Source organism: Sphingobium sp. B11D3A, assembly GCF_025961695.1.
GTDB lineage: Bacteria > Pseudomonadota > Alphaproteobacteria > Sphingomonadales > Sphingomonadaceae > Sphingobium.
This window is the reverse complement of sequence record NZ_JAOQOE010000001.1, coordinates 2442268-2468040: the sequence shown is the minus strand read 5'-3', so window position 1 is coordinate 2468040 and position 25773 is coordinate 2442268. Positions and strand designations below refer to the sequence as shown.

23 protein-coding genes are annotated in these 25773 nt (G+C 65.7%); 7 read left to right on the top strand and 16 right to left on the bottom strand.

Annotated elements, in window-relative coordinates; all coding sequences use genetic code 11:
• Window positions 1–233: 233 nt before the first annotated feature.
• A complete protein-coding gene (locus M2332_RS11780; RefSeq protein ID WP_181560836.1) occupies window positions 234–536 on the bottom strand; it encodes a hypothetical protein in 303 nt (100 codons plus the stop codon).
• A gap of 102 nt (window positions 537–638) precedes the next feature.
• Window positions 639–1598, bottom strand: a complete 960-nt coding sequence (locus tag M2332_RS11775) for an NAD(P)H-dependent flavin oxidoreductase (protein WP_264574176.1) — start codon at window positions 1596–1598, stop codon at window positions 639–641.
• Between the two features lie 139 nt (window positions 1599–1737).
• On the opposite strand from M2332_RS11775, the gene M2332_RS11770 reads away from it, so the two are divergent.
• Window positions 1738–2217, top strand: a complete 480-nt coding sequence (locus tag M2332_RS11770) for a hypothetical protein (RefSeq protein ID WP_264574175.1) — start codon at window positions 1738–1740, stop codon at window positions 2215–2217.
• Window positions 2218–2238: 21 nt separating this feature from the next.
• Here M2332_RS11770 and M2332_RS11765 read toward each other — a convergent pair whose 3' ends face one another.
• Both M2332_RS11765 and M2332_RS11760 read right to left on the bottom strand, forming a co-directional pair.
• Window positions 2239–2592, bottom strand: coding sequence for a hypothetical protein (locus M2332_RS11765; protein ID WP_264574174.1), 354 nt, complete (start codon window positions 2590–2592; stop codon window positions 2239–2241).
• Window positions 2593–2630: 38 nt separating this feature from the next.
• Entirely contained in the window at window positions 2631–2816 is a 186-nt protein-coding gene (locus tag M2332_RS11760) for a hypothetical protein (RefSeq protein WP_181561545.1), read from the bottom strand.
• Window positions 2817–2918: 102 nt separating this feature from the next.
• On the opposite strand from M2332_RS11760, the gene M2332_RS11755 reads away from it, so the two are divergent.
• On the top strand, window positions 2919–3590 hold the full coding sequence (locus tag M2332_RS11755) for a helix-turn-helix transcriptional regulator (RefSeq protein ID WP_264574173.1): 672 nt from the start codon (window positions 2919–2921) through the stop codon (window positions 3588–3590).
• Window positions 3591–3602: 12 nt separating this feature from the next.
• On the opposite strand, the gene M2332_RS11750 is transcribed toward M2332_RS11755, so the two are convergent.
• The 5 genes from M2332_RS11750 to M2332_RS11730 form a co-directional block, all read right to left on the bottom strand.
• On the bottom strand, window positions 3603–4361 hold the full coding sequence (locus M2332_RS11750; protein ID WP_264571472.1) for a class I SAM-dependent methyltransferase: 759 nt from the start codon (window positions 4359–4361) through the stop codon (window positions 3603–3605).
• Window positions 4361–5488: a peptide chain release factor 2 gene (gene prfB, locus M2332_RS11745; protein WP_181560842.1), complete on the bottom strand. Its 1128-nt coding sequence runs from the start codon at window positions 5486–5488 to the stop codon at window positions 4361–4363. The genes M2332_RS11750 and prfB overlap by 1 nt, the downstream gene beginning before the upstream one ends.
• 120 nt (window positions 5489–5608) lie before the next feature.
• Entirely contained in the window at window positions 5609–6100 is a 492-nt protein-coding gene (locus tag M2332_RS11740; RefSeq protein ID WP_264574172.1) for a DUF2062 domain-containing protein, read from the bottom strand.
• 183 nt (window positions 6101–6283) lie between these two features.
• Complete coding sequence (locus M2332_RS11735; protein WP_264574171.1) at window positions 6284–8785, bottom strand: penicillin-binding protein 1A; 2502 nt, start codon at window positions 8783–8785, stop codon at window positions 6284–6286.
• A gap of 71 nt (window positions 8786–8856) precedes the next feature.
• Window positions 8857–9762, bottom strand: a complete 906-nt coding sequence (locus M2332_RS11730) for an N-acetylmuramoyl-L-alanine amidase family protein (RefSeq protein ID WP_264574170.1) — start codon at window positions 9760–9762, stop codon at window positions 8857–8859.
• A 512-nt stretch (window positions 9763–10274) separates the two neighbouring features.
• On the opposite strand from M2332_RS11730, the gene M2332_RS11725 reads away from it, so the two are divergent.
• The 3 genes from M2332_RS11725 to M2332_RS11715 all read left to right on the top strand — a co-directional run bounded on the left by M2332_RS11725 (window position 10275) and on the right by M2332_RS11715 (window position 15291).
• Complete coding sequence (locus M2332_RS11725) at window positions 10275–12962, top strand: Rne/Rng family ribonuclease (RefSeq protein WP_264574169.1); 2688 nt, start codon at window positions 10275–10277, stop codon at window positions 12960–12962.
• A gap of 89 nt (window positions 12963–13051) precedes the next feature.
• On the top strand, window positions 13052–14476 hold the full coding sequence (locus M2332_RS11720) for a M48 family metalloprotease (RefSeq protein WP_264574168.1): 1425 nt from the start codon (window positions 13052–13054) through the stop codon (window positions 14474–14476).
• Window positions 14473–15291 (top strand): DsbA family protein, encoded by an 819-nt coding sequence (locus M2332_RS11715; RefSeq protein WP_264574167.1) that lies wholly within the window; start codon window positions 14473–14475, stop codon window positions 15289–15291. The genes M2332_RS11720 and M2332_RS11715 overlap by 4 nt, the downstream gene beginning before the upstream one ends.
• 141 nt (window positions 15292–15432) lie before the next feature.
• Here M2332_RS11715 and M2332_RS11710 read toward each other — a convergent pair whose 3' ends face one another.
• From M2332_RS11710 to M2332_RS11700, 3 genes are all read right to left on the bottom strand, one after another.
• A complete protein-coding gene (locus M2332_RS11710) occupies window positions 15433–15615 on the bottom strand; it encodes a DUF2892 domain-containing protein (RefSeq protein ID WP_264574166.1) in 183 nt (60 codons plus the stop codon).
• Between the two features lie 89 nt (window positions 15616–15704).
• Window positions 15705–16451 (bottom strand): glutaminyl-peptide cyclotransferase, encoded by a 747-nt coding sequence (locus tag M2332_RS11705; protein ID WP_264574165.1) that lies wholly within the window; start codon window positions 16449–16451, stop codon window positions 15705–15707.
• Window positions 16448–17224: a YgfZ/GcvT domain-containing protein gene (locus M2332_RS11700; RefSeq protein ID WP_264574164.1), complete on the bottom strand. Its 777-nt coding sequence runs from the start codon at window positions 17222–17224 to the stop codon at window positions 16448–16450. Before M2332_RS11700 ends, M2332_RS11705 begins: the two co-directional genes overlap by 4 nt.
• 49 nt (window positions 17225–17273) lie before the next feature.
• Between M2332_RS11700 and M2332_RS11695 the strand changes: the two genes are divergently transcribed.
• Both M2332_RS11695 and mtgA read left to right on the top strand, forming a co-directional pair.
• Window positions 17274–18611, top strand: coding sequence for a dihydroorotase (locus M2332_RS11695; RefSeq protein WP_264574163.1), 1338 nt, complete (start codon window positions 17274–17276; stop codon window positions 18609–18611).
• A gap of 29 nt (window positions 18612–18640) precedes the next feature.
• Entirely contained in the window at window positions 18641–19393 is a 753-nt protein-coding gene (gene mtgA / locus M2332_RS11690; protein WP_264574162.1) for a monofunctional biosynthetic peptidoglycan transglycosylase, read from the top strand.
• A gap of 112 nt (window positions 19394–19505) precedes the next feature.
• Here mtgA and M2332_RS11685 read toward each other — a convergent pair whose 3' ends face one another.
• The 4 genes from M2332_RS11685 to M2332_RS11670 form a co-directional block, all read right to left on the bottom strand.
• Window positions 19506–22829: a TonB-dependent receptor gene (locus M2332_RS11685; RefSeq protein WP_264574161.1), complete on the bottom strand. Its 3324-nt coding sequence runs from the start codon at window positions 22827–22829 to the stop codon at window positions 19506–19508.
• 378 nt (window positions 22830–23207) lie between these two features.
• Window positions 23208–23870 carry a phosphatase PAP2 family protein gene (locus M2332_RS11680; protein WP_264574160.1) on the bottom strand — a complete coding sequence of 221 codons (663 nt, stop codon included), beginning with the start codon at window positions 23868–23870 and terminating at the stop codon, window positions 23208–23210.
• Window positions 23871–23882: 12 nt separating this feature from the next.
• Window positions 23883–25298, bottom strand: a complete 1416-nt coding sequence (gene lpdA, locus M2332_RS11675; protein ID WP_264574159.1) for a dihydrolipoyl dehydrogenase — start codon at window positions 25296–25298, stop codon at window positions 23883–23885.
• A 66-nt stretch (window positions 25299–25364) separates the two neighbouring features.
• Window positions 25365–25769, bottom strand: coding sequence for an acyl-CoA thioesterase (locus M2332_RS11670; RefSeq protein WP_181560855.1), 405 nt, complete (start codon window positions 25767–25769; stop codon window positions 25365–25367).
• Window positions 25770–25773 lie beyond the last annotated feature (4 nt).

Genomic DNA, 25773 nt, shown 5'->3' with positions numbered 1-25773 from the left:
CGGTTTATCTCACCACCTACGGTCGCGAAATGCCATTTTGTACAGAGTTTGCTCAGCGCGTTCACCCAAAGACTAGCCTGTGCCCGCTCTGAAACAGGAACAGGCTACAAACAGCAGAAATCTCGGGCCGTCTTGGAATGCAGAGGAGCCAAAAATGGCGGGCGCTGCGGCGTCATCCGACTCAGATGAGCCTGGACGGGAGGAAGTCTTCAGGGCGTACGCCCCACCCAGACTCAGTCCGCGTCGATCATGAACAGCGTGTTTTCCCGATATTTCGGGTCCATGCGGTCGAACAGCGGGTGGACATCGAACGTGGTCTCAAGAACGTCCAGTTCGCTCAGGCCAGCCAGATTGTAACTGCCCACCTTCGGTTCGCGCGGCTCGGCGCCGTCGCGGGTGATGGTGATGGCATCGATGAAGTAGCTGTCGTTGCGCTTGTAGAGCACATGCGGCGCGAGCACGAGCGCCAGCTTGTTGTAGCGGGCGGAAAGACAGCGACGCAGCGCGATCGCTTCAAAGATGCGACTATTGTCCATGGCCGGGCCATTGGCCGGTTTGTCGCCGATTATCAAGGCCCATGGCGCGTTTTGCCGGGCGGGCGCGTTGCGCGCCGTGCAGCCCGCGCACCGTGCGCGCCTTCACGATGCGCAAAGGCGGCGGCGCGCATCCTCATATTCCGTGGCGAATCGCGCGATGAGTGTAGCGGCCGGCACCACATCGGTGACCGCGCCAATGCCCTGGCCGGCGCCCCAAATGTCCTTCCACGCCTTGGCGCCTGTCGCCGCAGCGAAGTCCATCGCCGATGGGTCGCTTGCGGGCAGCGCGTCGGGGTCGAGCCCCTGTGCGACGATGGACGCGCGCAGATAATTGCCGGAGACTCCCGTAAAGTAATCCGAATAGACGATGTCCGCCGCCTGCCCGTCCACGATGCCCTGCTTGTAGGCGGCGCTGGCCCGCGCTTCCGCCGTGGCGATGAAGGCCGAGCCGATATAGGCAAAGTCCGCGCCCATCGCCTGCGCGGCAGCGATGCCGCTGCCCGTGGCGATGGCGCCGGAAAGGGCGATCGGCCCGTCGAACCACGCCCGCGTCTCTGCCACCAGCGCGAAAGGCGACTGGCTGCCGGCATGGCCGCCTGCGCCCGCCGCCACCAGGATCAGGCCATCCGCGCCCTTTTCGACCGCCTTGTGAGCGAAGCGCTGATTGATGACGTCATGGAACACGAGCCCGCCCCAGGCCTTCACCGCTGCATTCACCTCCTCATTGGCGCCCAGCGACGTGATGATCAGCGGCACCTTGAAGCGAGCGCAGATCGCGAGATCCTCCATCAGGCGCGGGTTAGAGCGATGAACGATGAGATTGACGGCAAAGGGCGCGGCCGGCGCCTCGGGGTGGGCGGCATCATGCGCCGCAAGTTCGGTGACGATGCGCTCCAGCCAGTCCTCGAGGCGGTCCGGCGCGCGCGCATTCAGCGACGGCATGGCACCGATGATGCCCGCCTTGCACTGCGCGATCACCAGATCGGGATTGGAGATGATGAACAGCGGCGCGCCGATGACGGGCAGACGCAAACCACGGCGAAGGCTCTCGGGAACGGACACCAGTTTCTCCTCTCCCGCCCGGCCTGACATGGCGGCATGCACCCGTCAATGCCGGCGAAAATCGCATCGTTACCGTTTCGTTTACCATCTGCGCGCTACCGCTACGGCAGGGCCAATCGAGGCAAAGGGGGTAAGCGGCATGGGACAGACAAGAACGATGCGGGCAGGCCTGACATGGGCCGCGCCGGATGTGACGAGCTTGCTGGCGCGGTTGTTCGGCCGCACGAGTCGCGCGCAGGCATCGGCTCAGAGTCAGGCCGTACCCTCCGCATGGAGCCCAAGGCCGGCGCCTCGCCTTCGTAAGAACGACGACCTGCCCGCCACTCCGGATGTGGCGGAGACAGCGCCGACGCCGCGCCGCCCGGCCCTCATGCTCGTCACCGAGACCAACGCGCTGCCCGCATGGGCGTCGTTCAGCGCGATCATGCCGGCGCCACTTAGCGATCTCGAGGTCAGCGCGCTGGCCGCTGCGCACTGGCCCCGCATCCGCCCGATAAGCGATGAGGCTGCCATCCGCGTCGGCAGCGACACGATGGAGGAGGACTCCGCCGCGATGCAGGCTGCGCTGAGCGAGGCGCTCGCCCGCCTGCGCGCGCTGACCATCCAGTCCCGCCACTGACAAAGCCGCACCGCACGCTGGTCACCAATCTTCAATCGTGAGGACCGCCAGCACCATCTCCACCCCGCCATCCTGCCCATCCATCACGGAATCGACCGCCAGATCGACGACAATGTGATGGACAAGGGCGATCTCTGCGTTCGGCAACGTCTTGGTCAGCGCCGTCGCCCTGTCCCACGCATCCGGACCTGCGAGGTGCAGCACGATCCGATGCTGCGCGCCGACGAACGTCGCGCTGCACCAGGGGCGCTGTCCGCCATCCTCCACAGCGCAGCCCGGGCCTGCCAGCGCCTGCAAGGCAGCCAGCAGACGGCCGTGACAATCGCGCCGCGTGCTGCGGGGCGGGGCAGCCTTGCGAGGCAACGAGCTGGCCATGGCAGACGAATGAGCCGGCCTGGATCTCAACAGCGCTCTCATTGCGCACCTTCTTCATAAATGTTCATGAAATGTTCTACGCGGCGCCGCGTGCGTTCGGAGGGTTCACGCCCCCGACGCAGATCATGCACGAAACGGGGATCGCGCACGCATTCGCGACCGAAACGGGTTGCCGCCATGCCTGTGCGGCGCAGGAACAACTCTATGGATCTCAGGACCGTCATCGCCAACCGAACCTCCTCACTGGACTCGACAATAGGAAGACCCCTAGGTTCTAAAGTTATTTCCTACTTGTCTAGGAAAATTCCTATGTGTAGTGTTCCGCAATGGGCAGCGTCGATGCGAGAGCTAATCTGGAGCGGCTGATTCAGGAGCGTGGGGAAAGCTATGGCAGCATTTCCCGCCTGCTCGGTCGCAATCCGGCCTATATTCAGCAGTTCGTGAAGCGCGGCTCGCCCCGCAAGCTGGACGAGGCCGATCGCCAGTTGCTCGCCCGCTTCTTCGGCGTCGAGGAGGCGCTGCTCGGCGGCTCTTCAGCGCTGGCGCCCGCCCCGATGAGGCACAGCGCCACCCTGCCGCGCGGCCTCATCGCGGTTCCTCGCCTCGCTCTCGGCGCTTCTGCCGGCGTCGGCGCGCTGGTCGAGGATGAGGCGGCGGCCGGCGCGCTAGCCTTCGACATGCGCTGGCTGAGGGCCCTGGGCGGCCAGCCCGATCAGCTCTCCATCATTCGCGTCGATGGCGAATCGATGGCGCCGACGCTCAGCGATGGCGACGATATCATGGTCGATCGGGCCGACGGCATCGATCGGCTGCGCGACGGCATTTATGTGCTGCGCATGGATGATGTGCTGATGGTCAAGCGCGTCGCGCTGGCGCCCCGCCGCGGGCTCTTCTCGATCCGCAGCGACAACCCGCTCTATCCCACATGGGAGGATGTCGACCCCGCCCTCGTCAATATCGTCGGTCGCGTGATCTGGGCCGGGCGCCGGGTGGGCTGATCGCCTCGCCGGCTATCCGGGGCGACCACGACGCGCCAAGCGGCACGGCCTGATTTCGCTCGGCTCGACACGGCGTTCGCCGGGCTCGAAACGCGCCAGATAGCCGCCCGCCGCCGTCCGGCCTTCCATGCCGACGAAGCGGAAGCCGATCGCTTCGAACTCACAGCGCAGCAGCGCCGGCGGCGTGCCATGATGCTCGGTCGGGCGATCGATATCGACGACCACCACCTGCCCGCCAGGCTTGAGCGCGGGATAGAGCCGCCAGAGAAAGGCGTAGGGCTCGGCAATCTCATGATACATGTGCACCATCAGCACCCGGTCGAAGCTGTGCTCCGGCAGGCGCGGATCGTCCGGCGTGCCGAGCTTGACGCTGACATTGTCCCGATTCTCGCGGGTCACGCGCTGGCCGAGCTGGTCGATCACCTCGGCGATGATGTCCTGCCCGAGCACGCGGCCCCTCGGCCCCACGCGTGTGGCGAGCCGCACGGTGTAGTATCCCTCACCCGCGCCAATGTCGGCTACGGTCATGCCCGGCGCGATGCCGGCGCGGTCCATGATCTCCTCGGCCTCGTTGACCCGGTCGCGCGCCTCCTCCGTGGACCAGCGCGTCGAGATGATCGGTGCGACAGGCCGGTCGGCGCGGGGGAAGGCTTCGGCCGTGTCAGGCCGGCCACTGGACGCCGGCGCGAGCGAATCGCAGCCCGAGAGCAAGGCAGGGCCAAGCAGCAGGACCAGCGCGGCTGAGCGCCGCGCATCCCGCCCGCGCAGCATCAGTCGACATCCTCGACGTCGACCTTCTCCCCGGTCACCTTCTGGCTGAGCGCGGCCGCCATGAACGGATCGAGCGCGCCGTCCAGCACGTCATCCGGCGCGGTGGAGGTGACGCCGGTGCGCAGATCCTTCACCAGCTGATAGGGCTGCAGCACATAGGAGCGGATCTGGTGGCCCCAGCCGATCTCGGTCTTGGCCTGATAGTCGGTGTTGGCTTCCGCCTCGCGCTTCTGCAGCTCCGCCTCATAGAGGCGCGCCTTGAGCATGTTCATCGCGGTAGCGCGGTTCTTGTGCTGGGAGCGGTCGTTCTGGCTCGCCACGATGATGCCGGACGGCACGTGGGTGATGCGGACCGCGGAATCGGTGGTGTTGACGTGCTGACCGCCCGCACCGGACGCGCGATAGGTATCGATCTTGAGGTCGCTTTCCTTGATCTCGATCTCGATATTGTCGTCGATCACCGGATAGACCCACACCGAGCTGAACGAGGTGTGGCGCCTCGCGGAGCTATCATAGGGGCTGATCCGCACCAGCCGGTGCACGCCGCTCTCGGTCTTGGCATAGCCATAGGCATTCTCGCCCTTGAGCAGCAGAGTGGCGGACTTGATGCCCGCTTGTTCGCCCGCCTGATACTCGATCATCTCGACCTTGTAGCCGCGCTTCTCGGCCCAGCGCTGGTACATGCGCAGCAGCATCTCCGCCCAGTCCTGGCTCTCGGTGCCCCCGGCGCCGGCGTGGATTTCCAGATAGGTGTCGTTGCCGTCCGCCTCGCCGGAGAGCAGCGCCGTCACCTTGTCGCGGTCGGCCCGCTCAGCCAGCGCGGCGAGGCCGGCGATGCCCTCATTGGCCATCTCCTCGTCGCCCTCGGCATCCGCCATGTCGATCAGCTCGACGGTATCGTTCATCTCGGATTCGATGGCGCGGGTGGCGTTGATGGCTGCGTCGAGCCGCTGGCGCTCGCGCATCACATCCTGCGCTGCCTTGGGATCATCCCACAGCGTCGGATCCTCCACGCGCGCGTTCAGCTCATCCAGGCGGCGCAGCGCGCGATCCCAGTCGAGGAACCGGCGCAGCAAATCCAGCGCTGCCTGAATGTGGTCGACATGGGCCTGCGCTTCGGCACGCATGAGAAATCTCCGTCAAGTCCGTGGCCAGATGGTGGGCCGAATGCAGCCCGATGCGACGCCGCTTCCCCCCGGTCAAGGGGCGAGAAGGCCGGCCTTGGCACAGCGGGCGGAAAGTTGCTCTCAGATCAACGACTGATCCGGCGGATCGGATGCGGCGGAATCGCCCTGCCGCGCGCGGCTGCGCTGCCGCCAACGATGGGCCACCCAGCCCCGCCAGCCAAGGTGGACGAGGCAAAAGCCCAGGATCGATGCCACAATGGCGAACAGCAGAAGCCCCAGCGCGGTGGGCGCCGCAAAATCCAGCGCGCGCGCGCCAATGGAGCGAATCATCGTGTCGCCGCTTGCCGAGAGACGGTCGCCAAGCACGCCATGCCCCAGCTTGTACGCCGCGAAATAAATGGGCGGAAAGGTCAACGGATTGGTGACCAGCGTTGCGCACGCGGCGGTCAATATGTTGGCCCGTGCGGAAAATGCCAGCATGGCCGCAACCGGCGTCTGCCCGAAGGGAATCAGGAAGCCCGCGAACAGACCCAGCGCGACCCCGCGTGCTGTCGACCGCCGGTTGAAATGCCAGAGCAGCGGGTGCGCGATGCGGTGCGCGAACGGCTTCATCCACCGATTCGATAGCAGGCTTTCGCGGGTCGGCAGGCGGCCGATCAACCAGCGCTTCAAGACGGGTCCTCCATGACAGGCGACCTGTCTATCCCATCAAGGCTGAGCATCGCGTGAACGCGGCGCACGAGGACGGGACAAGTAACGGGCCAGACAAGCGATATAGGTCGCCGGGCCCGCGGCTCAATAGATGCCGCCCTGCTCCCCGGCGAAATCGCGGCTCACATCGCGGCGGGCCGCGGCGGGCTTGTCCTCGCGCGCGCGCTCTTCCAGCTCATCGCGCCGCATGGAAATACGCGGCTCGGTTTCCGGCTTGAACGCCTCCCAGATGATCGCGGTCCGCGGATCGTCCGACGGCCAGCCGCCGTAGACGCGCTTGCCGCTGCGCCGGTCGACCCGCACCATGCGGACGCCCGCCGGCGCCACGAACGGCGTCTTGGGCATATCCTTGAGAATAGGCGCCATGGCGGACTTCCAGATCGGTGCCGCCAGCGTGCCGCCCTGGGCATAGCCGCCCATGTTGCGGGGCTGGTCGAAGCCGACATAGACGCCCGCGACGATGTCCGGCGATCCGCCCACGAACCAGACGTTGGTCGGGCCGTTGGTGGTGCCGGTCTTGCCGAACAGCGGCCGGTCCAGATCGCGCAGGCTGGTCGCGGTGCCGCGCTGGATCACGCCTTCGGTGATGTGCACCATCTGATAGGCGGTCATCGGGTTCATCGCCTGACGACCGCCATGGGCGAAGCGCGGCATGGCCTTGCCGTTCCAGTCATCGGCATTGCAGCCCTGGCAGGGTTTCCAGTTGCGCGGCCAGATCACCTGGCCGTTGCGGTCCTGCACATAATCCATCACCTTGGGGGTGAGCTGGCGGCCGTGATTGGCGAGCATCGCATAGGCATTGACCATCTTCTCGACGGTCGTCTCGCCGGCGCCGAGCGCGAAGGCGAGATAGGGCTGGTAGTCACCGATGCCCATCGCCTTGATGGTGCGGACGACGCGGTCCATGCCGGTCTGCGCGGCCGTGCGCACCGTCATCAGGTTGCGCGATTGCTCAATGCCCCAGCGCATCGTCTGCGCGCCACCGCCGCCGCCGGAGAAGTTGCGGAAGCACTTCTGCCCGAGATTGGCGCCCTGCCACACGCAGAAGGGGCCATCGACGATGATCGAGGCGGGCGTCATGCCATTGTCGAGCGCGGCGGCATAGACGAACGGCTTGATGGTCGAGCCGGGCTGCCGCATCGCCTGCGTCACCCGGTTGTATGAAGACAGGCGCGCATCGAACCCGCCCTGCATGGCGAAGACCCGGCCGGTGTGGACGCCCTCGATCATGAAGCCGCCTGAGACGCCCGGAACGTTGCGCAGCGCATAGGCATTGCCTTCCGGCTTCACCGCGATGACATCGCCGGCCTTGAGCGAATCGAAGGTCGGCCGGCCATTGCGCCGGTCCGCCAGCAGCGCCGACGCGCGCGGCAATGTGCCGGTCTGGCCACCGGGCAGGCCGAGCGAGGCGCTGCTGCCGGACTTGTCCAGCACCACCGCGACGGTCCAGTCCGCATAATCGATGCCCAAATTGGACGCGGCAAGCTCGCTTTCCCAGCGATCCACATTGTCGATCTTCGCGATCGGCCCGGACCAGCCCTTGCCCGAATCATAGCGCAGCAGGCCCTCGCGCAGGGCCCGCGCCGCCTGCTCCTGCATGAAAGGCGAGAGCGGCGAACGCACCCACAGGCCGCCTGCATAGACGCTGTTGGGGCCATGCTCGGCAGCTTCGCCAAACTCGGCGATCAGGCGCCGGCGGATTTCCTCGATATAATAGCCGCCGACAGCACTGTAGCCGCTGCCGCGCTGCCGCACTGCGCCCAGCGGCTGCGCACGCGCTTCCTCATATTGGCCCTGCGTGATGAAGCGGTTGCGCAACATCTCGCCCAGCACCCAGTTCCGCCGTTCGAGCGCGCGATCCATGTGCACTTCCGGGCGATAATTCGCCGGCCCTTTGGGCAGGATCGCGAGATACGCCGCCTCATGCAGCTTGAGATCGCCTACATCCTTGTCGAAATAGGCGCGCGCCGCCGCCTGCACGCCATAAGCATTGCGGCCGAGGAAGATCTGGTTGAGGTAAAGTTCGAGAATCTGCTGCTTGGTCAGCACGCTCTCCATGCGCCAGGCGAGGATCGCTTCCTTGAGCTTGCGCGTATAGCTCACCTCATTGCCGACCAGCAGGTTCTTGGCGACCTGCTGGGTGATCGTGGAGGTGCCGCGCGGCGTCTGCCCGCTCATCAGGCCCTGGAACGCGGCGCGGGCAAGCCCCGGATAATCCAGGCCGTGATGGCTGAAGAACGTCCGGTCTTCCGCCGCCAGATAGGCATTCACAAGCAGCGGCGGGAAATCGGAATATTGGAGCTGGACGCGCCGTTCGCGGGCGAAGCTGTAGACGGGCTGGCCATCGATATCGCGCACCACCGTGGGCAGCGGCGGCTGATAATCGAGCAGCGTGCGCGCATCGGGCAGATCGCGCGCGAACAGCAGCCAGAATAGGAAAATCGCGCCAATGAAGGCCAGCAGCGCATAAGCCAGCCAGCGCCAGCGCCGCCGTCTCATCATGTCGCGCAGGCGCGCGCGCACGGCGTCAAGACGCCCGCCCCGCTGCAACCGGAAGCTCGTCGCTTCGTTTGTCGCTTCTTCCATGCGCGCCACCTAGACCAATTCTGCCGCGTGAGGGAACCGATTTTGCGGCAGGGTGCGCGCAAATCTGGAATTCAGCGCTGCACCGATTGCCGCGCGAAATAGACCGAGACAGCGGCGGCAACGCCCTTGGCCAGTTGCAACCGCCCATCGCGCGTCGCCATCCAGCCGGCCTCGGCATTGTTGCTGACATAGCCGGTTTCCAGCAGCACCGAGGGCGTATCGGCCGATTTGAGCACCACCAGCGAGGCCTGGCGGTGATAGGGCGTGCGGAAGCGGAAATGCGGCAGCCCCTCGCGATGCAGTATCTCGGCAAAGCGCGCCGAGGATTCCATCGTGTCCCGCCGCGTCAGATCGATCAGGATCGAGCTGACCGCCGTGCTGGCGCCCGAGAGGTCGACGCCATTGATGATATCCGTGCGGTTCTCGCGCGCCGCCAGCCGCGCGGCCTCGCGATCGGACGCGACATCGGACAGGGTGTAGACGGTCGCGCCGCGCGCCTCCCCGTCTTGCGCGGCGTCCGCGTGAATCGAAATAAACAGTCCGGCGCCCAGCTTGCTGGCGATGCTGTAGCGCTCCTGCAGGATGAGGAAGCGATCGTCCGACCGTGTCAGCGCAACGCGAATGCGCCCGGTCTTGAGCAACTCATCCCGAACGGCCTGCGCGATGGCCAGCGTCAGATCCTTCTCGCGAATATCGAGGCTGGCATTGTAAGCGCCGGGATCGTGCCCGCCATGGCCGGCGTCGATCACCACCAGCGGACGGCGCGGGTCTTTCGGCCCTTCGATCGTTGGCAGGGGCACAGCCGGCGCGGCATCGGGAATACGCACAACAAGGCGCGGGCCCTTGGGCGGCCGGCTCATATGGTTTGTGAGGTCACCAGCGCCGGACGCAGGCGCCCAAACTACAGGCGCCAGCCCCCCGTCCGACGGCGCGGCAAGGCTCAGCACAAGAGCAGAAAATGCGGTCAGCAGGGCCATGGAAGGCGACTTTTGCCGCCCATGCGCCGCCAGCGCCAGCCAAAAGTTAACCGGCCGGCAAGGCTCTTGCGTGCAGGGTGGCGCCGCGCTGGCAAGCGGCCTGGCTTGGTCTGGCAGCGCGGGGCCTTCTGCTTTTCCACGTTGCTCTGCGGAGCAAGCCCTGCTAGCGCTTCGTTCTCCCGGACAACCCGCTGTGCCCGACTGGCGCGCGGTGGGGATTTTTCCGGTTAATCATCGCCTTCTGGGCGATCCGACAGGTTGATGTTGCATGGGGCATGGCTTGATGAGCTTGGAGCGCGCGAAAGCGGGCCTTCAGCCGCGAGCACTGTTCAAGCCGGTATCCGCAGGACGCGGACATGCCCAGGCGACAGACACGCAATCCTTTTTTGAAAACCGGGGTTTTCAGCGCCGCTGCCGTGTCGACACGACACGCAAGAGCGCGCCCCCCTACATGACACCGGGTCGCCATCCCCGCTTGCGGCGCATGGCGATGACCGGCTGGAGAGACTTTAATGACAATGCGTATGCTGATCGATGCGCGCCACCGGGAAGAGACCCGGGTCGCGGTCGTAACGGGGAACCGGATCGAGGAGTTTGATTTCGAGAGCGCTGAACACAAGCAGCTCAAGGGCAATATCTATCTCGCCAAGGTTACCAGAGTCGAACCCTCGCTGCAGGCGGCGTTCGTCGATTACGGTGGCAATCGCCACGGCTTCCTCGCCTTTTCGGAAATTCACCCGGATTATTACCAGATCCCCCGCGAGGACCGTGAGGCGCTGCTGGCTGAAGAAGCCGCACATGCCGCCGAAGAGGCTGCCCTGCGCGGCGATGTCGACGACGAGGATGATCATGGCGAGGACGGCGTAGAAGTCGTCGAGCGCCCGAATCTCGACGAAGACGAAGAGAGCGAAGGCGAAGCGCCGGCCCGCAAGCAGAACGGCAAGGGCAATGAGCAGGCCGCAGAAGAAGTGCGCCGCAAGCGCATGGCCCTGCGCCGTCGCTACAAGATTCAGGACGTCATCAAGCGCCGCCAAGTGCTGCTCGTCCAGATCGTGAAGGAAGAGCGCGGCAACAAGGGCGCGGCGCTGACCACCTATCTCAGCCTCGCCGGCCGCTATTGCGTGCTGATGCCCAACACCAGCCATGGCGGCGGCATCTCGCGCAAGATCAGCAATGGTGCGGATCGCAAGCGGTTGAAGTCCATCATCGCCGAGATGAAGCTGCCCAACACCATGGGCTGCATCGTGCGCACGGCGGGCCTCTCGCGCACCAAGACCGAGATCAAGCGCGACTTCGACTATCTCGCCCGCCTGTGGGACGAGATTCGCGAGAACACGCTCAGGGCCGCCGCGCCGGAGCTGATCCACAATGACAGCGACCTCATCAAGCGCGCGATCCGCGATATCTACCACCGCGATATCGAGGAAGTGATCGTCGAGGGCGATGAAGGCTATCGCCAGGCGAAGGACTTCATGAAGCTGCTGATGCCGAGCCATGCCCGGCGCGTGAAGCAATATGCCGATCCGGTCTCGCTGTTCCAGCGCTTCGGGGTCGAGGACCAGCTCGCCGCGATGTATAATCCGGTCGTGCAGCTCAAGTCCGGCGGCTATCTGGTCATCAACCCGACCGAGGCGCTGGTCTCCATCGATATCAACTCGGGCCGCTCGACGCGCGAGCACAGTATCGAGCAGACCGCCACGGCCACCAATCTGGAAGCTGCGCGCGAGATCGCCCGCCAGCTGCGCCTGCGCGACATGGCCGGCCTCGTCGTCATCGACTTCATCGACATGGAGCACAACTCCAACATCCGTAAGGTCGAGAAGGCGATGAAGGAGGCGCTCAAGGACGATCGCGCCCGCATCCAGGTGGGCCGCATTTCCGGTTTCGGCCTCATGGAAATGAGCCGCCAGCGCCTGCGCACCGGCGTGCTGGAAGCCTCGACCCGGCCCTGCCCCCATTGCGAGGGCACCGGTCTCGTCCGCACGGCATCCTCGGCGGGCCTCTCGGCCCTGCGCATGCTGGAAGAGGAAGCCGCGCGCGGTCGCGGGAGCCAGATCACCCTGCGCGCCAGCCAGGAAGCGGCCTTCTACGTGCTCAACAACAAGCGCCGCGAACTCGATGAAATCGAGAACCGCTATGGCGTGACCATCCTCATCCTGCCCGATGGCGAGATCGAGGGCGCCCGCATGTCGGTCGAGGCCAGTGGCCCGCGCCCGACCATGCAGGTCAGCTATGCCCCCGTCATCACCGAAGAGGTGGAGGACGAAGAGGACGAGATCGAGGACGTCGAGGAAGAGGAAGAGGTCGCTGAAGAGCGCCAGCCTCGCGCAGACGACGAAGGTGGCGAGGGACGCAAGCGCAAGCGTCGCCGTCGTGGTCGCCGTGGCCGGCGTGACCGGGACGACCAGTCGCCGCAGGACAGCGATGGCGCTGCGTCCGACGAGGATGACGACGCGCAGGCCGATGCCGATGAGCGCGATGACGAGCAGGCCGAAGCCGGCCCGTCCGAATCGAGCGAGGCCGAAGGGTCTGACGAGGCACCGCGTCGCGGCCGCCGTGGTCGCCGTGGCGGTCGTCGCCGGCGGGGCGGACAGAGCGACGGTGCAGACAATGGCGCCGAAGCCAGCGAAGGCGCGACGGACGACGCAGCAGACGCCGCGCCGGTCGAATCGGCGGACGCTGCTGAGGCAGTGCAGGAGACGGTCGAGCCCGCATCGCCCGAGCCTGCTGCCGACGCGGAAGAAGCGCCTGCGCCCAAGCGCCGCCGCCGCACCCGCAAGGCTGCCGAAGCCACGGATGAAGCCGTGACGGTGGAAGTCTCGCCGGAACTGGCGGAGACTCCGACCCCCGAAGCGCCTGCTGCGGAAGCACCGACCGAGGCCGCCGAAGAGGCACCGGCACCCAAGCGCCGCACGCGCCGCAAGACGACCAAGGCTGCAGAAACGCCCGCCGCGACCGAGGGTGAAGCCCAGCCCGAAGCTGAGGCAAGCACCGAGGCGGCAGAAGAGGCGCCCAAGCCCGCCGCCAAGCCGCGCGCGCGTCGCAAGCCCAAGACCGTCGAGGCCGCCACCGAGGCGCGCGAGACGCTGGTCGCGGATGCCGCCGACACGGCCACGGACGCTGATGCGTCGGCGCAAGCCGATGGCGACAGCGCTGAAACGCCCCGTCGCGGCTGGTGGCAGCGCACGTTCGGCGCGTGACGCACACCGCCCTGCGGTCTGAGAACCGGCATGATGGGTCGCCCGATCCGTCATGCCGGGTTCAGGCTCGCCGGGCTAAGGGGCCGGTCATGGATCGGCCGCTCTCCCCTCCCCGGCAGCTTGCCGGCCAGCTCAAACCCCATCATGCCCGTGAGGCGGCTGTCGCGCCCTGGCTGATCGGCCGCCTTGTCGCCGTTCTTGCGCTGCTGAGCCTGCTCGCCGCGCAGCCCGCCCTGGCCCAATCCGTCCTGCGTGATGCCGAAACCGAAGCGCTGATGCGCGATGCCTCCGTCCCGATCATCCGGGCCGCCGGGCTCGATGAGCGCAATGTGCAGATGCTGGTGATCAACGATCCCAGCCTCAACGCTTTCGTCGCGGGCGGACAGATCGTCTGGTTCCACAGCGGCCTGATCGCCGAGGCCGATGATCTCAATCAGGTCCAGGGCGTGATGGCCCACGAGCTCGGCCATATCGAGGGCGGCCACATCGTGCGCTTTGCCGATGGCGCGCGGGAAGCGACCGGCATCCAGCTCGTCTCGCTGCTGCTCGGTGCGGCGGCGATGGCAGCGGGCGGGGGCGAGGCCGGCATGGGCATCATGGCGGCCGGTCAACAGGCCGCCATGGGCCGCTTCCTCACCTTCACCCGCACGCAGGAATCGAGCGCGGACGCCGCCGGCGCGCGCTATCTCAAGGCCGCAGGCATCAGCGGCAAGGGCAGCATCGCCTTCTTCCAGAAGCTGCAGAATCTGGAATATCGGCTCTACGTGCCGCAGGACACCTATGTCCGCACCCACCCGCTCTCGCGCGACCGCATCTCGGCCCTGACGGCGCTGTATGAGAATGATCCGGCCTGGAACAAGCCCACCGATCCGGCGCTGGAAGCCCGCTTCCAGCGTGTGCGCGCCAAGCTGATCGGCTTCGTCAGCGAGCCGGAAAAGACCCTCAAGCTTTATCCGCCCTCGGACCAGAGCCTGCCCGCCCATTATGCGCGGGCCTATGCCTATCATAAGAGCGCCTTCACCGAGAAAGCGCTGGCGGAAGTCGATACCCTGCTCAAGGCCGCGCCGCACGACCCCTATTTTCTGGAGCTGCAAGGGCAGGTCATGCTCGAATCCGGCAAGCCCGCCGATGCCATCCCGCCGCTGCGCGAGGCCGTGCAGCGCACCAATGGCGAGCCGCTGATCGCCGCGATGCTCGGCCATGCCCTCGTCGCGACCGAGGATGACAGCCATCTCGATGAGGCCGAGCGCGTGCTGCGCAACACGGTTGCGCGGGATCGGCAGAATCCGTTCGCCTGGTATTCGCTCGGCGTCGTCTATCAGCGCAAGGGCGACACCGCCCGCGCCGCGCTCGCCACGGCCGAGCGCTACTCGATGGAAGGGCAGGACGCGCTCGCCCTGCGCCATGCCGATGTGGCACTGGCCGGCATCCAACCCAATTCACCCGATTATCTGCGGGCGCAGGACATTGCGATGGCCAGCCGCGCCGCCATGGAAAGGACACGAAAGAAATGACGAACAAGGCAGGCGCGGGCGCGCTGTTCCGCGCAGCCGGGGTGATCGTGTCCGCGCTGGGCACCCGCACCGGCGAGCGCAAGCGCGGGCGGATGGTAATTCCGGCTCTGGCCGTTGCGCTGCTCGCCGGCGGCGCGGCGGTAACCTATGCGGCGACCAATCAAAGCCCAGCCATGCCGACGGCGGACCGCGCCGCCATCGAATCGGTGGTGCGCGACTATATCCTCGAACATCCCGAGATCATTCCGCAGGCGATGGAACGGCTGAAGGCCAAGCAGACCGCCGGCACCGTCGATCAGAACCGGTCCGCGCTGGAAACGCCCTATCCGGGCGCATGGGAAGGCGCGGCCCAGCCCAAGGTCACCCTCGTCGCCTTCATGGATTATGCCTGCGGCTATTGCCGCGCCGCGCTGCCGCATATCGAGGAACTGGTGAAGGCCAATCCCGATCTGCGCGTGGTCTATCGCGAACTGCCGATCATTGCCGATGGCAGTGCCAATGCGGCGAAGGTCAGCCTGCTGGCCGCCAGCGAGAACAAGTTCATGGCCTTCCACAAGGCGATGTACGCGGCCGGCGGCGTCTCCTCGGACGCCATCCTCAAGGCCGCGCGCACGGCGGGGCTGGATGCCGACAAGGCGAAGGCCGCCATTGCGGCGAAGGGCGGCGATGATGAGTTCATGAGCAACATCCGCCTCGCCCAGGCCCTCGGCGCCGAGGGCACGCCTTTGTTCGTCGTGGGCGATCAGGTGTTCAACGGCCTTGTCGGCACCGAGACGCTACAGGCGGCCGTGGACAAGGCGCGCACCAAGGGCTGATTGACCAGAGACGGCTTGGGTCGGCGCCGTTCAGGGCTCCAAGCCGGACGTTGGAGGCCCCCTCCGCTGCCAAGAGGGGGCCTCCCTTTGCACTGGCCTCCAATGCCCGGACGGTGGGACGAGAGGCGCGCAAAGTGACGGTCAGGACTTGGTCCTGATTCCGATCAGTGCGTAGAGCGGGCAGAAGCTGACGAACGCGGTGAGCAGCGGCACCAGGCCGATCCAGCCCCAGGACGTTCGCGGGCCGACAAAGACGAGCGCGATCAGCCCGAGGCCAATCAGGATCCGGATGGTCCGGTCCAGTCGTCCGATGTTCGCAGCCATGGCCACAGCCCTCTCACCATTTCATCTGATGGTGATGCTAAGCGGGTGGCGGGCGCCTGACCTTGATGAAGATCAAACAGGCCCGGCGTTCAGTCCAACAAGCGCAGCGCGTAGATTTTGGGCCAGTTCTTGCCGGTGACGTAGAGAAGCTGCGCCTTGGCATCCCACGCGATGCCGTTCAGCACGCCCTCGCCGCTCGCGCTCATATTCTTCGCCACCAGCGGTTGCAGGTTGATCCAGTCGTCGATCTTGCCGCTGGCCGGATCGATGCGGGCAATGAGCGGCGAGAACCAGATGTTCGCGTAGAGAACGTCGCCGACTTGCTCCAGCTCGTTGAGAAAGCGCACAGGCTCGCCTTCCCATGTGACGGTGACGCGGCGCTGCTCCTTGTAGCTCTCGGGATCGAGAAAGCGCAGGTCCGGCGTGCCATCGCTCATGATCAGCGCGTGGCCATCATGAGTGAGGCCCCAGCCCTCGCCGGTGTAGCGGAACGAGCCGATCGGCTTCAAATCCTTGCGGTTCCAGACGAAGCCGGTCTCGTCCTTCCAGGTGATGCTCACGATCCGGTCGCCCCAGATCGTACTGCCCTCGCCGAACACATCGGCGCGCATGGGCCGCCGCTGTAGGATCTTGCCGTCGCTCAGCCGCATGATCCGCACATCTGACTCGCCGACTTGGCCGGTGGTTTCGTAGATCAGCTCGCCATGGATGGTGAGGCCCTGGGTGAAGGCTTTTGTATCATGCGGCAGTTCGCGCACGATCTCCCATTTGATCTCCGCCTGCGCTGGCCCCGCGCTGAAGACGAGGACGAAGAGCGAGACCAATAGCCGCTTCATTCGGCGTCTTCCGCGAGCGCGTCGGCCTGCCAGTCCGGCAGCGTGATCCCCTCGAGCGAATCGACCGGACGATGATCCACCGCGAGCCCCAAAGCCGGATAGGCAATGCGCAGCCGGGCCGGGTCGGACCGGTCAAGCGGCACCACCACGAGCCGCCGGTTCACCTTGTTGCGATAGTGCATCCGCGCGGTATTCTCCTGCCCGACATAGCAGCCCTTGCCATAATCCACGCCGTGCAGCTCTTCCGCGTTGCACTCCAGCCAGAGCGTCTTGTCCTCGCCCAGCTCCGCCACGCCCTCGGGCACGCCCTGAGCCAGCCGATGCGCGCGATAGAAGTCCGAAGCGTCGCCCTCCCGCGCTGGGGCCAGCCACCGCCAGCCCAGCGCGGCGAGCCGGGGGTCGGCGGATGCCCCCTCGACCGGATCGGCAGACCAGTGGGCAGCAAGCCCTTCCTCTATCCCGATGGTGACGGGGCGGCGCAGCCGGTACAGCGTCAGCCTGCGGGCGAGCGCCTCGGCGCGCGATGCCTCGCAATCGATCAGCACATCCTCGCCGCCCGCCGGATCGGCCCAGAGGAGCATATCGTAGAGCGCCTTGCCCTGCGGCGTGAGCAGCCCGGCATAACGCGGCGCGCCCGGCTGCAGGCCGAGCACATCCTGCGTGAGCAGGCCTTGCAGGAACGGCCGCGCCTCCGCCCCGCCGACACGAAGGATGGCCCGATCGCGCAGCGTGGTTGCGAGGGGCGGCGTGGCAAGGGGGGTGGTGGCGGACATGCGCTTTAGGTAGGGGGAGAGGAGCACCAAGCCAAGAGAGGTTCGCGCGATGGCCCAGACATTCGACCTGCTGCTGAAGGGCGGCACCGTCCACCTCCCGAGCGGCCCCGCACGCGTGGACGTGGGAGTCAATGCCGGCAGGATCGCCGCGATCGGCACCAGCCTTGGCGATGCGGGCGAAACGATCGACTGCGCCGGCCTCGACGTGCTACCGGGCGTGATCGACAGCCAGGTCCATTTCCGCGAACCCGGGCTGGAGCATAAGGAAGATCTCGAATCGGGCAGCCGTGCCGCGGTGCTGGGCGGCGTGACCGCCGTGTTCGAGATGCCGAACACCAATCCGAATACGGACACTGCCGAGCGCGTGGCCGACAAGCTCAAGCGCGCCCATCACCGCATGTGGTGCGACCATGCCTTTTATGTCGGCGCGACCGGCGACAATGCCGAGCAGCTCGGCGAACTGGAGCGCATCCCCGGCACGGCGGGCGTCAAGATATTCATGGGCGCTTCCACCGGCAGCCTGCTCGTCGCCGAGGACGAGGCCCTCGCGCGGGTGCTCGCCCATGGTCATCGCCGCGTCGCCGTGCATTGCGAGGACGAGGCGCGGATGAATGCGCGCAAAGATGAGCGGATCGAGGGCGATCCGGCCAGCCACCCGGTCTGGCGCGACGATGAAAGCGCGATGATGGCCACCCGCCGCATCGTGAAGCTGGCGCGCGAAGCCGGCCGCCGCATCCATGTGCTGCACGTCACAACGCCCGCCGAGCTGGAATTCCTCAGCCAGCACAAGGATGTCGCGACCTGCGAGGTGACGCCGCAGCATCTCACGCTGGCGGGCGAGGATGCCTATCCGCGCCTCGGCACCTATGCGCAGATGAACCCGCCGATCCGCAGCGCTGCCCATCGCGAGGGGCTGTGGCACTGGGTCGGCCAGGGCGTGCCCGATGTGCTCGGCTCCGACCACGCGCCACACACCAAGGAAGAAAAGGCCAAGACCTATCCTGCCAGCCCGAGCGGTATGCCCGGCGTGCAGACTTTGGTGCCGCTTTTGCTCGATCACGTGGCGAACGGCCGCCTGACGCTGCAGCGCTTTATCGATCTGACCAGCGCCGGACCGCAGCGCATCTTTGGCCTGGTCGGCAAGGGCCGCATCGCGACCGGCTATGATGCCGACTTCACCGTCGTCGACCTCAAGGCGCGCTGGACGATGGGCGCGGACTGGATGGCCTCGCGCTGCGGCTGGTCGCCGTTTGAGGGCATGAGCGTGACCGGCCGACCGGTCGGCACCATCGTGCGCGGCCATCGGGTGATGTGGGACAACCAGCTCGCCAATGAGGCGGTGGGCGAACCGGTGCGCTTCGAGGCGACCGAGTTCCCTGGCCACTAAGGCGAAGGCAAAAGGGGGAAGGCGGGGCGATGGCGACAACGCGCAGCACCACGAGACGCAAGGCGCCGCGGCGCAAGGGCCTGCGCTTTCCCGGCAACCCCACCAGCCTGCCGGGCAAGCTGTTCCGCTGGCTGCTGATGCTCATCCTCGGCTTCATCGGCATCTCGCTGCTGCAGGTGCTGGTCTATAAATTCGTGCCGGTGCCGGTGACCATCACCATGCTGATGGACAAGAACGGCATCACCAAGGACTGGACGCCGCTCTCGGAGATCGATCCGGACATGCCGCGTGCCGTCATTGCGGGCGAGGATGCCAAGTTCTGCCAACATCACGGCTTCGACACCGATGCCATCCGGCAGGCGATGGAACAGAACGCACGCGGCGGGCGCATTCGCGGCGGCTCCACGATCAGCCAGCAGACCGCCAAGAATGTGTTTCTCTGGCAGGGCGGCGGCTTCTTCCGCAAGGGGCTGGAGGCCTGGTACGCGGTGCTGATCGAGGCGATCTGGGGCAAGCGCCGGATCATGGAAGTCTATCTCAACGTCGCCGAGACCGGCATCGGCACCTATGGCGTGCAGGCCGGCGCAATCCGCTACTTCAACCATGGCGCGGACAAGATGAGCCGCACCGAGGCCGCCCGCATCGCGGCGGTCCTCCCTTTGCCCAAGAAGCGCGGCGCAGTCGCCCCCACCGGCTTCACCCGCCGCCACGGCAACAACATCGCCCGCTGGATCGGCCATGTGAAAGCCGATGGCCTAGATGCCTGCCTTGATCTGACCTGAGCGGGCACAAGCAGAGCCCGTTTGCAGGGTCAGGAGATTTTGCAAACAAGTCGGACAACAAAAAGGGCGGAGGCATCGCTGCCCCCGCCCTTCCGGTTTCTATTTGCTCAGATCAGAAGCTGAAGCGTGCGCCGAGGCGGATCGCGTAGAGCGACGATCCATTCGTCGTCACCAGCTCGTCCGCCAGAACGGTGTCGGAGCTCGGCTCCTGATACCTGTACTGAGCGCAGGCGTTGGCGCCAGCGGCAACGCAGCTGACCTTCGCGACCGTCTTTCGGTAGGGGAAGCTCGACCGAAGCTGCTGGCCCCACTTGTGATTGAGCAGGTTGGTGAAGTTCTCGATGTCCGCGAAGAGCGCGAAGCGCGTGCCCAGCGGCAGCGGCAGTTCCTGCTCCACATGAAGGTCGATGCGCGTGAACGCCTTCGAGCGGAAGGCATTGCGCGGCGCAACCTGCCCACGATAGTTCGCAAGGCCCGAGGCCGCGATGATGCTGTCGATCCGCGTCGCTGTCGCCGCGCTATCATAGATGACCTTCGGGTCGTTCACACCGGTGGGGACGTAGAACAGATAGCGCTGCGAACTGCCGGCCGTGCCGAAGACGCTCGAGCGAGTGCCCTGGATGTCCTGCATCGTGTAGCTGTACCGTGCGCCGGCACGGGTCGAGCCGAACAGATCGATGCGCGTCTTGTAATCACCGAAGAACGCGCGCTCGAACGAGGCGTTGTAACGGAACGCCCAAGTCACTTCATCATTCGAATGGCCAGGGCCGCTCAGATTGGCGTCATAAGCGGCGGTGTTGCCGTAGATCGAGCTGGCCTGCGACGAGGTGAGCGAGGTGTCGTCCCGCACGTCCTGACGGGTATAGGCACCGCCCAGTGTCAGGCCCCAGTCCCAGCTCTTTTCGGCGCGCAGAACGCCGATCCAGCCGTGACCATAATCGGTGTTGGTCAGGAGCAAATCCTGGCCGGTGTCAGAAGTCGAACCAGTCTTGCTGGTATAACGCTGGCGACCGTCCGGCGTGAAAGACCCTGCGACCGCGACCGACCGCAGGTCGATGACCTTCACCTGCGAGCGGACCTTCGAGTACAGCAGGTCCGCGCCAAAGCGCCAGCCATCGCCCAGCGGGCCGAGATTGGCTTCATAGTCTGCCGACAAGGTCGCGCGGAACTGGTTGGGCGCCTTGAAGTTCGGATCGATGGCATTGATCGAGGTAGAGCTCAGGGGATTAGTGAGATTGTTGGCGGCCGTTACGACCGCCGTATTGGCCGCTGCCGGGACGGTCGTGAACGACGGGTTGTTCAGGATCGAGGATGCGGTTGCGGAACCACCTGAGACGCCGACAAGCTGGTAAGCGCCGCCGTCCAACTGACGCGCAGTGATCGACGTGTTGATGACGCCGGTGTTGGAGAAGGAGTTGCCGATATACACGTCGGGCGACCCGCCGCCAAAGATGCCGCCGCCACCGCGAACGGTGAGGCGCGACGTCGGCTTGTAGGTGAAGCCGAAGCGCGGCTGCAGCAGATCGATACCGCTGATGTTATTGTTGCTGGAAAAGCCGTAGCGCGAATAAAAATTCGGATTGGCCACGGGCGTGCTCTTCATCCCGAACACATCCCAGCGCAGACCGACGCCGACCGAGAGCGTCTCGTTCACGCGCCAGTCGTCCTGCAGGCCGAAGGTGTAGACATTGTAAGAGAAGCTGGCGGCGGCATCCTCGGGATTGAGCGAAGCCGCGTTGTTGTAGCTGAAGCTCTGCGCCGTGCCGGCCTGGAAGTCGGCGATCGAGTCGAAATAATAGGTGCCCGCCGATGGATTGACGAACATGTTGAAGGACTTGGTGTGATTCCATTCCGCAAGAGCGCGGAGGTTGTGGTCACCCGCCTTCAGCTTAGCGGAAACGGACCCGCCCCAGCTCTTGATGTTCAGCACATTCGACTGGCTGGGGCCACCGGCACCCAGGACGAACTGCGGCGTACCGGTGGGGCACACGATGCTGGCCGCCGTCCCGGTGGCAGTGTTGTTGGGGGCGATACCGCGATCCGAGGTCGGCGCTGCGCAGACGGACATCTGGGCGCTGCGGCCCATCAACGGAAACTGGCCGCTGTCATAGGTCTTGTAGAGCGCGCGGGTCTCGGTGGAGAAGCTATCCGACCAATCGGCATTCCAGGCCAGAATACCGGCCTTCAGTTCGTTGGGCTTGCGATAGGCGTTGGATTCGAGGCCAAGGTCACGGGTGCCGGTGGTCGAGCTGACGTTCAGCTCGTCCTTGGTGTAGAGGCCGGTCAGCGAGACGCGCTGAGTTTCGGAGAGGTTGGCGTCCAGCTTACCGACGATGCGATCGTCCTTGTCGCCATCCGTGCGAAGGATGCCACCGGCATCGTAGTTGTAACGGCTCTGCGCGATGCCCACGATCTGCTGCAGGGCTGCATTCGTCGCGCCGATGACCGGCGTACCGGCATTGTCTTCCTGCGTACCGAAGGCCACCGGACGGGCAGCGCGCACGCGCTCGGCGGAGACCATGAAGAACAGCTTGTCCTTGATGATCGGACCCGAGAGGGTTGCACCGAAGTCCTTGCTGGTGAAATCGGGCTGCGTGACGCGTCCGGCGGTGTTGAGGATATAGGGCTTGGTGCGCTTCCCGGTCAGCTCGTCCGAGCTGAAGGTGAAGAAGGCCGTGCCGTGGAATTCGTTGGTGCCCGACTTGAGGATCGCGTTCGAAACGCCGCCCTGGAAGAAGCCTTCGCGGATATCATAAGGCGCAACCTTGGTTTCGAACTGCCCGATGGAATCGAGCGGAACCGGACCACGACGTGACGGCAGCGCGTCCGGGTTGAGGCCGAAGCTGTCGGTGACCGGAACGCCGTCCACGGTGAAGCGGTTGAAGCGGGGATTCTGGCCCGCGAACGAAACCTGGCGGCCCGTCGTCTGGCTGGTGTCGAGCGTCGCAAACGGGTCGCGCGCGGCAATGTCGCGGATGTCGCGATTGACCGAAGCGATCTTGCCGATCTGCTCAGCAGTCATGACCATGGCGGGGCCCTGCGATACGTTGCCCGCGCCGCGGATGGCCGATGCTGTCACGACGATGGCGTCGCCCGAGGCCATCTCAATCGGCAGCGTGAAGGACTGGCCAACGACCGTGTACACGTCCGTCACGCGAACATCTTCGAGGCCGGATGCGGCGACCTCAACCGTGTAAGGCCCACCAATACGCAGGCCGCTGGTCGAGAAGCTGCCGTCGGCGCCCGTCGTCGTGCGCGAGACGGTGCCCGAGGGGACGTGCGTCACGGTGACGGCGGCACCGGCGACCGGCGCGCCTTCCGCCGTGACCGTGCCGCGCACGGACGAGGTGGTTTCCTGCGCATGGGCAGGGCTGAGCGCCACGCAGGTGGCAATGCTCGCGGCCGAGGCAGCGAGGAAGAAGCGGAAGTTGCGCATCGAAGATCCCCTTTAGATCATCACGAAAACTGGTCTTGAGCCGTCCTGTTCACGGCTGCCTTCACCCCTCTGGGCTCGGACACATCCTCTCGCCTAGTCTGCGATCCTTATGTCAGCGCCCGTGTCTGGCGGACGTGACTCAATTATGACGATGGCGGGTTCATACTGGCGACCGGCCCATTCTCGCCATTGCGAAATAAGCGGTATGTACCCGGAATAAGGAGCAAAATTCCGCAACTCGCTCGTTATGCAGCGATAAAATCGCGCAATATCAAGGGCATATTGTGCAGTGCGGCATCCATGCAACGCTCGCGCAGAATCTTGCCATAAGATGAACGGATCGCCGGGCCGATCAACCGTCTGGGCTGCCCGCGAGGCTCAGTCGCGCGAGATGGCGGGCCGCTGCAGAAGCGGACGCCACCAGGGCAGGATGAAAAGCACGAGCAGCAGCCAGATCAGGCCGACCGCCCAGCCGCCCACCACATCGCTCGGCCAATGCACACCGAGCCACACCCGGCTGGCCCCGGTGGCGAGAATCATCGCCGCGCAGATCCATGTCACCACCCGGCTCCGCGCCAGCAGCGCGATGGCGCCATAGAGCGCCATGGCGCCGGCAGCGTGCCCGCTGGGAAAGCTGGTGCCCACAGTCTCGACGAGGCTGGGGAGCATATCGGGGGAGAGCATCATCGGGCGCGGCGCATTGAAGCCGAGCTTCACCACCCCGATGACGAGCGCGGTCCCCACGCCCGCGACCAGCAGCGGGATCAAGCGTTCGGGATGCCCCAGCTTGATGAAGACCAGCCCCACCGCCAGCACGATCAACGTGCGACCGCCGACCGCGCCCAGCCGGTCCAGCGCCACCGCGCCATGCGTCACAAGCCCCGCACCGCGCACGCCGTGCAGCTTGCCCGCCAGTCCCATCAGCCGCTCATCAATGGGCGCGAACAGGCCGGTGGGCTGGAGGAAGCCGATGGCCGCGACCAGCAACGCCAGACCGAGCGCAAAACTGAGCGCGACGCCCGGAGTTGGCAGTTGCCGCATCCGCCCGTCGGATCAGATGTGCAGCGCCCGCCCATAAGCGGCCAGCACGCTCTCGTGCATGGATTCGCTGATGGTCGGGTGCGGGAAGACCGTCTGCATGAAGTCCTGCTCCACCAGCTCGGCCGTCTTGCCGATGGTATAGCCCTGGATCATCTCGGTCACCTCAGCGCCGACCATGTGCGCGCCGAGCAGCTCGCCGGTCTTGGCGTCGAACACGGTCTTCACGAAACCTTCCGCCTCGCCAAGCGCGATCGCCTTGCCATTGCCGATGAACGGGAAAGTGCCGACCTTGACCGTGTAGCCCGCGTCCTTGGCCTTCGCCTCGGTCAGGCCCACGGAGGCGACCTGCGGCTGGCAGTAGGTGCAGCCCGGAATGTTGAGCGGGTCCATCGCATGCGGGTGGACATCCTTGTTGCCCAGCGCCTGCGCGATTGCCTCGGCGGCGGTCACGCCCTCATGGCTGGCCTTGTGCGCGAGCCATGGCGGCGCGGTCACGTCGCCAATCGCCCAGATGCCGTCCACACCGGTGCGGCACAGGCCATCGGTCTTGATATGACCGCGCTCCAGCGTGACGCCCATCGCCTCCAGCCCGATATTCTCGGTGTTCGGCACGATGCCGATGGCGACGATGCAGTGGCTGAACTCGCTGGTCTCGCTCTTGCCATCCTTGCCCTTGATGGCGGCGGTGACGCCCTTGTCGCTGGCCTTGAGACTTTCCAGCGAAGCGCCGGTGACGATCTTCATGCCGCGCTTCACCAGCTGCTTTTCGAGGAATGCCGAGACGTCCTTGTCCTCGACCGGCACGATGCGGTCCATCATCTCGACCACGGTCACATCGGCGCCCATGTCGTTGTAGAAGCTCGCGAACTCGATGCCGATGGCGCCCGAGCCGATAACCAGCAGCTTGCCGGGCATTTCCGGCGGGGTCATCGCGGTGCGATAGGTCCAGATGCGCTTGCTATCGGCCGGTGCGAACGGCAGGTCGCGTGCCCGCGCACCGGTCGCCACGATGATGTGCTTGGCCGCCAGATCGGTCTTCTTGCCGTCCTTGTCCGTGACCGAGAGCTTGCCCTTGCCGGTGATCGTACCCGTGCCCATGTGCACGGCGACCTTGTTCTTCTTCATCAGGTGGGTGACGCCGGCATTGAGCTGCTTGGCGACACCGCGCGAGCGCTTCACCACCGCCTCGATGTCCGCGCTGATTTTCTCGGCGGCCAGGCCATAATCCTTGGCGTGGCTCATATAATGGAAGATCTCGGCCGAGCGCAGCAGCGCCTTGGTCGGGATGCAGCCCCAGTTGAGGCAGATACCGCCGAGCAGCTCGCGCTCCACAATGGCCGTCTTGAGGCCAAGCTGGCTCGCGCGGATCGCCGCGACATAGCCGCCGGGGCCGGAACCGAGAACGATGACGTCATAGGATTCAGACACGAAATGCTCCATTCAAAAGCCCCTCTCCCCTTGAGGGAGAGAGGTCTAAAATGACCAACTGCGCCTTCATTGCGCGTTCGCCAGGGGCGGCACCCTGCGGGGGCGGCGCACTTCGTCGATGGCGACGAAGATGAACCGGGCCTGCGTGACCTTGTAGGTTTCCTCGCTGTGCCGCGCGCGGCGCCAGGCTTCGACCTCAATGGTCATCGACGTGCTGCCCACCTTCACGAGCGTCGCGAAGACGGAGACCTCGTCCCCCACCAGCACCGGGCGGTGGAACTGCATGCCTTCCACGGCGATGGTGACAGCCCGGCCCTTGCTGTGCCGCGAGGCGACAAGCGCCGCCGCCATATCCATCTGGCCCATCAGCCAGCCGCCGAAAATGTCCCCATAGGGATTGGCATCCGCCGGCATCGCGGTGATCCGCGTGGCGGGCGCACCTTCCGGCAGGACATCCTCGTCAGCGGCCATGGTG

Excerpts from the sequence above, each read along its gene's own strand:
- M2332_RS11780 (WP_181560836.1), bottom strand. The coding sequence starts at position 536 with ATGGACAATAGTCGCATCTTTGAAGCGATCGCGCTGCGTCGCTGTCTT.
- M2332_RS11770 (WP_264574175.1), top strand. The coding sequence starts at position 1,738 with ATGGGACAGACAAGAACGATGCGGGCAGGCCTGACATGGGCCGCGCCG.
- M2332_RS11765 (WP_264574174.1), bottom strand. The coding sequence starts at position 2,592 with ATGGCCAGCTCGTTGCCTCGCAAGGCTGCCCCGCCCCGCAGCACGCGG.
- M2332_RS11760 (WP_181561545.1), bottom strand. The coding sequence starts at position 2,816 with ATGACGGTCCTGAGATCCATAGAGTTGTTCCTGCGCCGCACAGGCATG.
- M2332_RS11755 (WP_264574173.1), top strand. The coding sequence starts at position 2,919 with ATGGGCAGCGTCGATGCGAGAGCTAATCTGGAGCGGCTGATTCAGGAG.
- M2332_RS11750 (WP_264571472.1), bottom strand. The coding sequence starts at position 4,361 with ATGCTGCGCGGGCGGGATGCGCGGCGCTCAGCCGCGCTGGTCCTGCTG.
- prfB (WP_181560842.1), bottom strand. The coding sequence starts at position 5,488 with ATGCGTGCCGAAGCGCAGGCCCATGTCGACCACATTCAGGCAGCGCTG.
- M2332_RS11740 (WP_264574172.1), bottom strand. The coding sequence starts at position 6,100 with ATGAAGCCGTTCGCGCACCGCATCGCGCACCCGCTGCTCTGGCATTTC.
- M2332_RS11735 (WP_264574171.1), bottom strand. The coding sequence starts at position 8,785 with ATGGAAGAAGCGACAAACGAAGCGACGAGCTTCCGGTTGCAGCGGGGC.
- M2332_RS11730 (WP_264574170.1), bottom strand. The coding sequence starts at position 9,762 with ATGGCCCTGCTGACCGCATTTTCTGCTCTTGTGCTGAGCCTTGCCGCG.
- M2332_RS11725 (WP_264574169.1), top strand. The coding sequence starts at position 10,275 with ATGACAATGCGTATGCTGATCGATGCGCGCCACCGGGAAGAGACCCGG.
- M2332_RS11720 (WP_264574168.1), top strand. The coding sequence starts at position 13,052 with ATGGATCGGCCGCTCTCCCCTCCCCGGCAGCTTGCCGGCCAGCTCAAA.
- M2332_RS11715 (WP_264574167.1), top strand. The coding sequence starts at position 14,473 with ATGACGAACAAGGCAGGCGCGGGCGCGCTGTTCCGCGCAGCCGGGGTG.
- M2332_RS11710 (WP_264574166.1), bottom strand. The coding sequence starts at position 15,615 with ATGGCTGCGAACATCGGACGACTGGACCGGACCATCCGGATCCTGATT.
- M2332_RS11705 (WP_264574165.1), bottom strand. The coding sequence starts at position 16,451 with ATGAAGCGGCTATTGGTCTCGCTCTTCGTCCTCGTCTTCAGCGCGGGG.
- M2332_RS11700 (WP_264574164.1), bottom strand. The coding sequence starts at position 17,224 with ATGTCCGCCACCACCCCCCTTGCCACGCCGCCCCTCGCAACCACGCTG.
- M2332_RS11695 (WP_264574163.1), top strand. The coding sequence starts at position 17,274 with ATGGCCCAGACATTCGACCTGCTGCTGAAGGGCGGCACCGTCCACCTC.
- mtgA (WP_264574162.1), top strand. The coding sequence starts at position 18,641 with ATGGCGACAACGCGCAGCACCACGAGACGCAAGGCGCCGCGGCGCAAG.
- M2332_RS11685 (WP_264574161.1), bottom strand. The coding sequence starts at position 22,829 with ATGCGCAACTTCCGCTTCTTCCTCGCTGCCTCGGCCGCGAGCATTGCC.
- M2332_RS11680 (WP_264574160.1), bottom strand. The coding sequence starts at position 23,870 with ATGCGGCAACTGCCAACTCCGGGCGTCGCGCTCAGTTTTGCGCTCGGT.
- M2332_RS11670 (WP_181560855.1), bottom strand. The coding sequence starts at position 25,769 with ATGGCCGCTGACGAGGATGTCCTGCCGGAAGGTGCGCCCGCCACGCGG.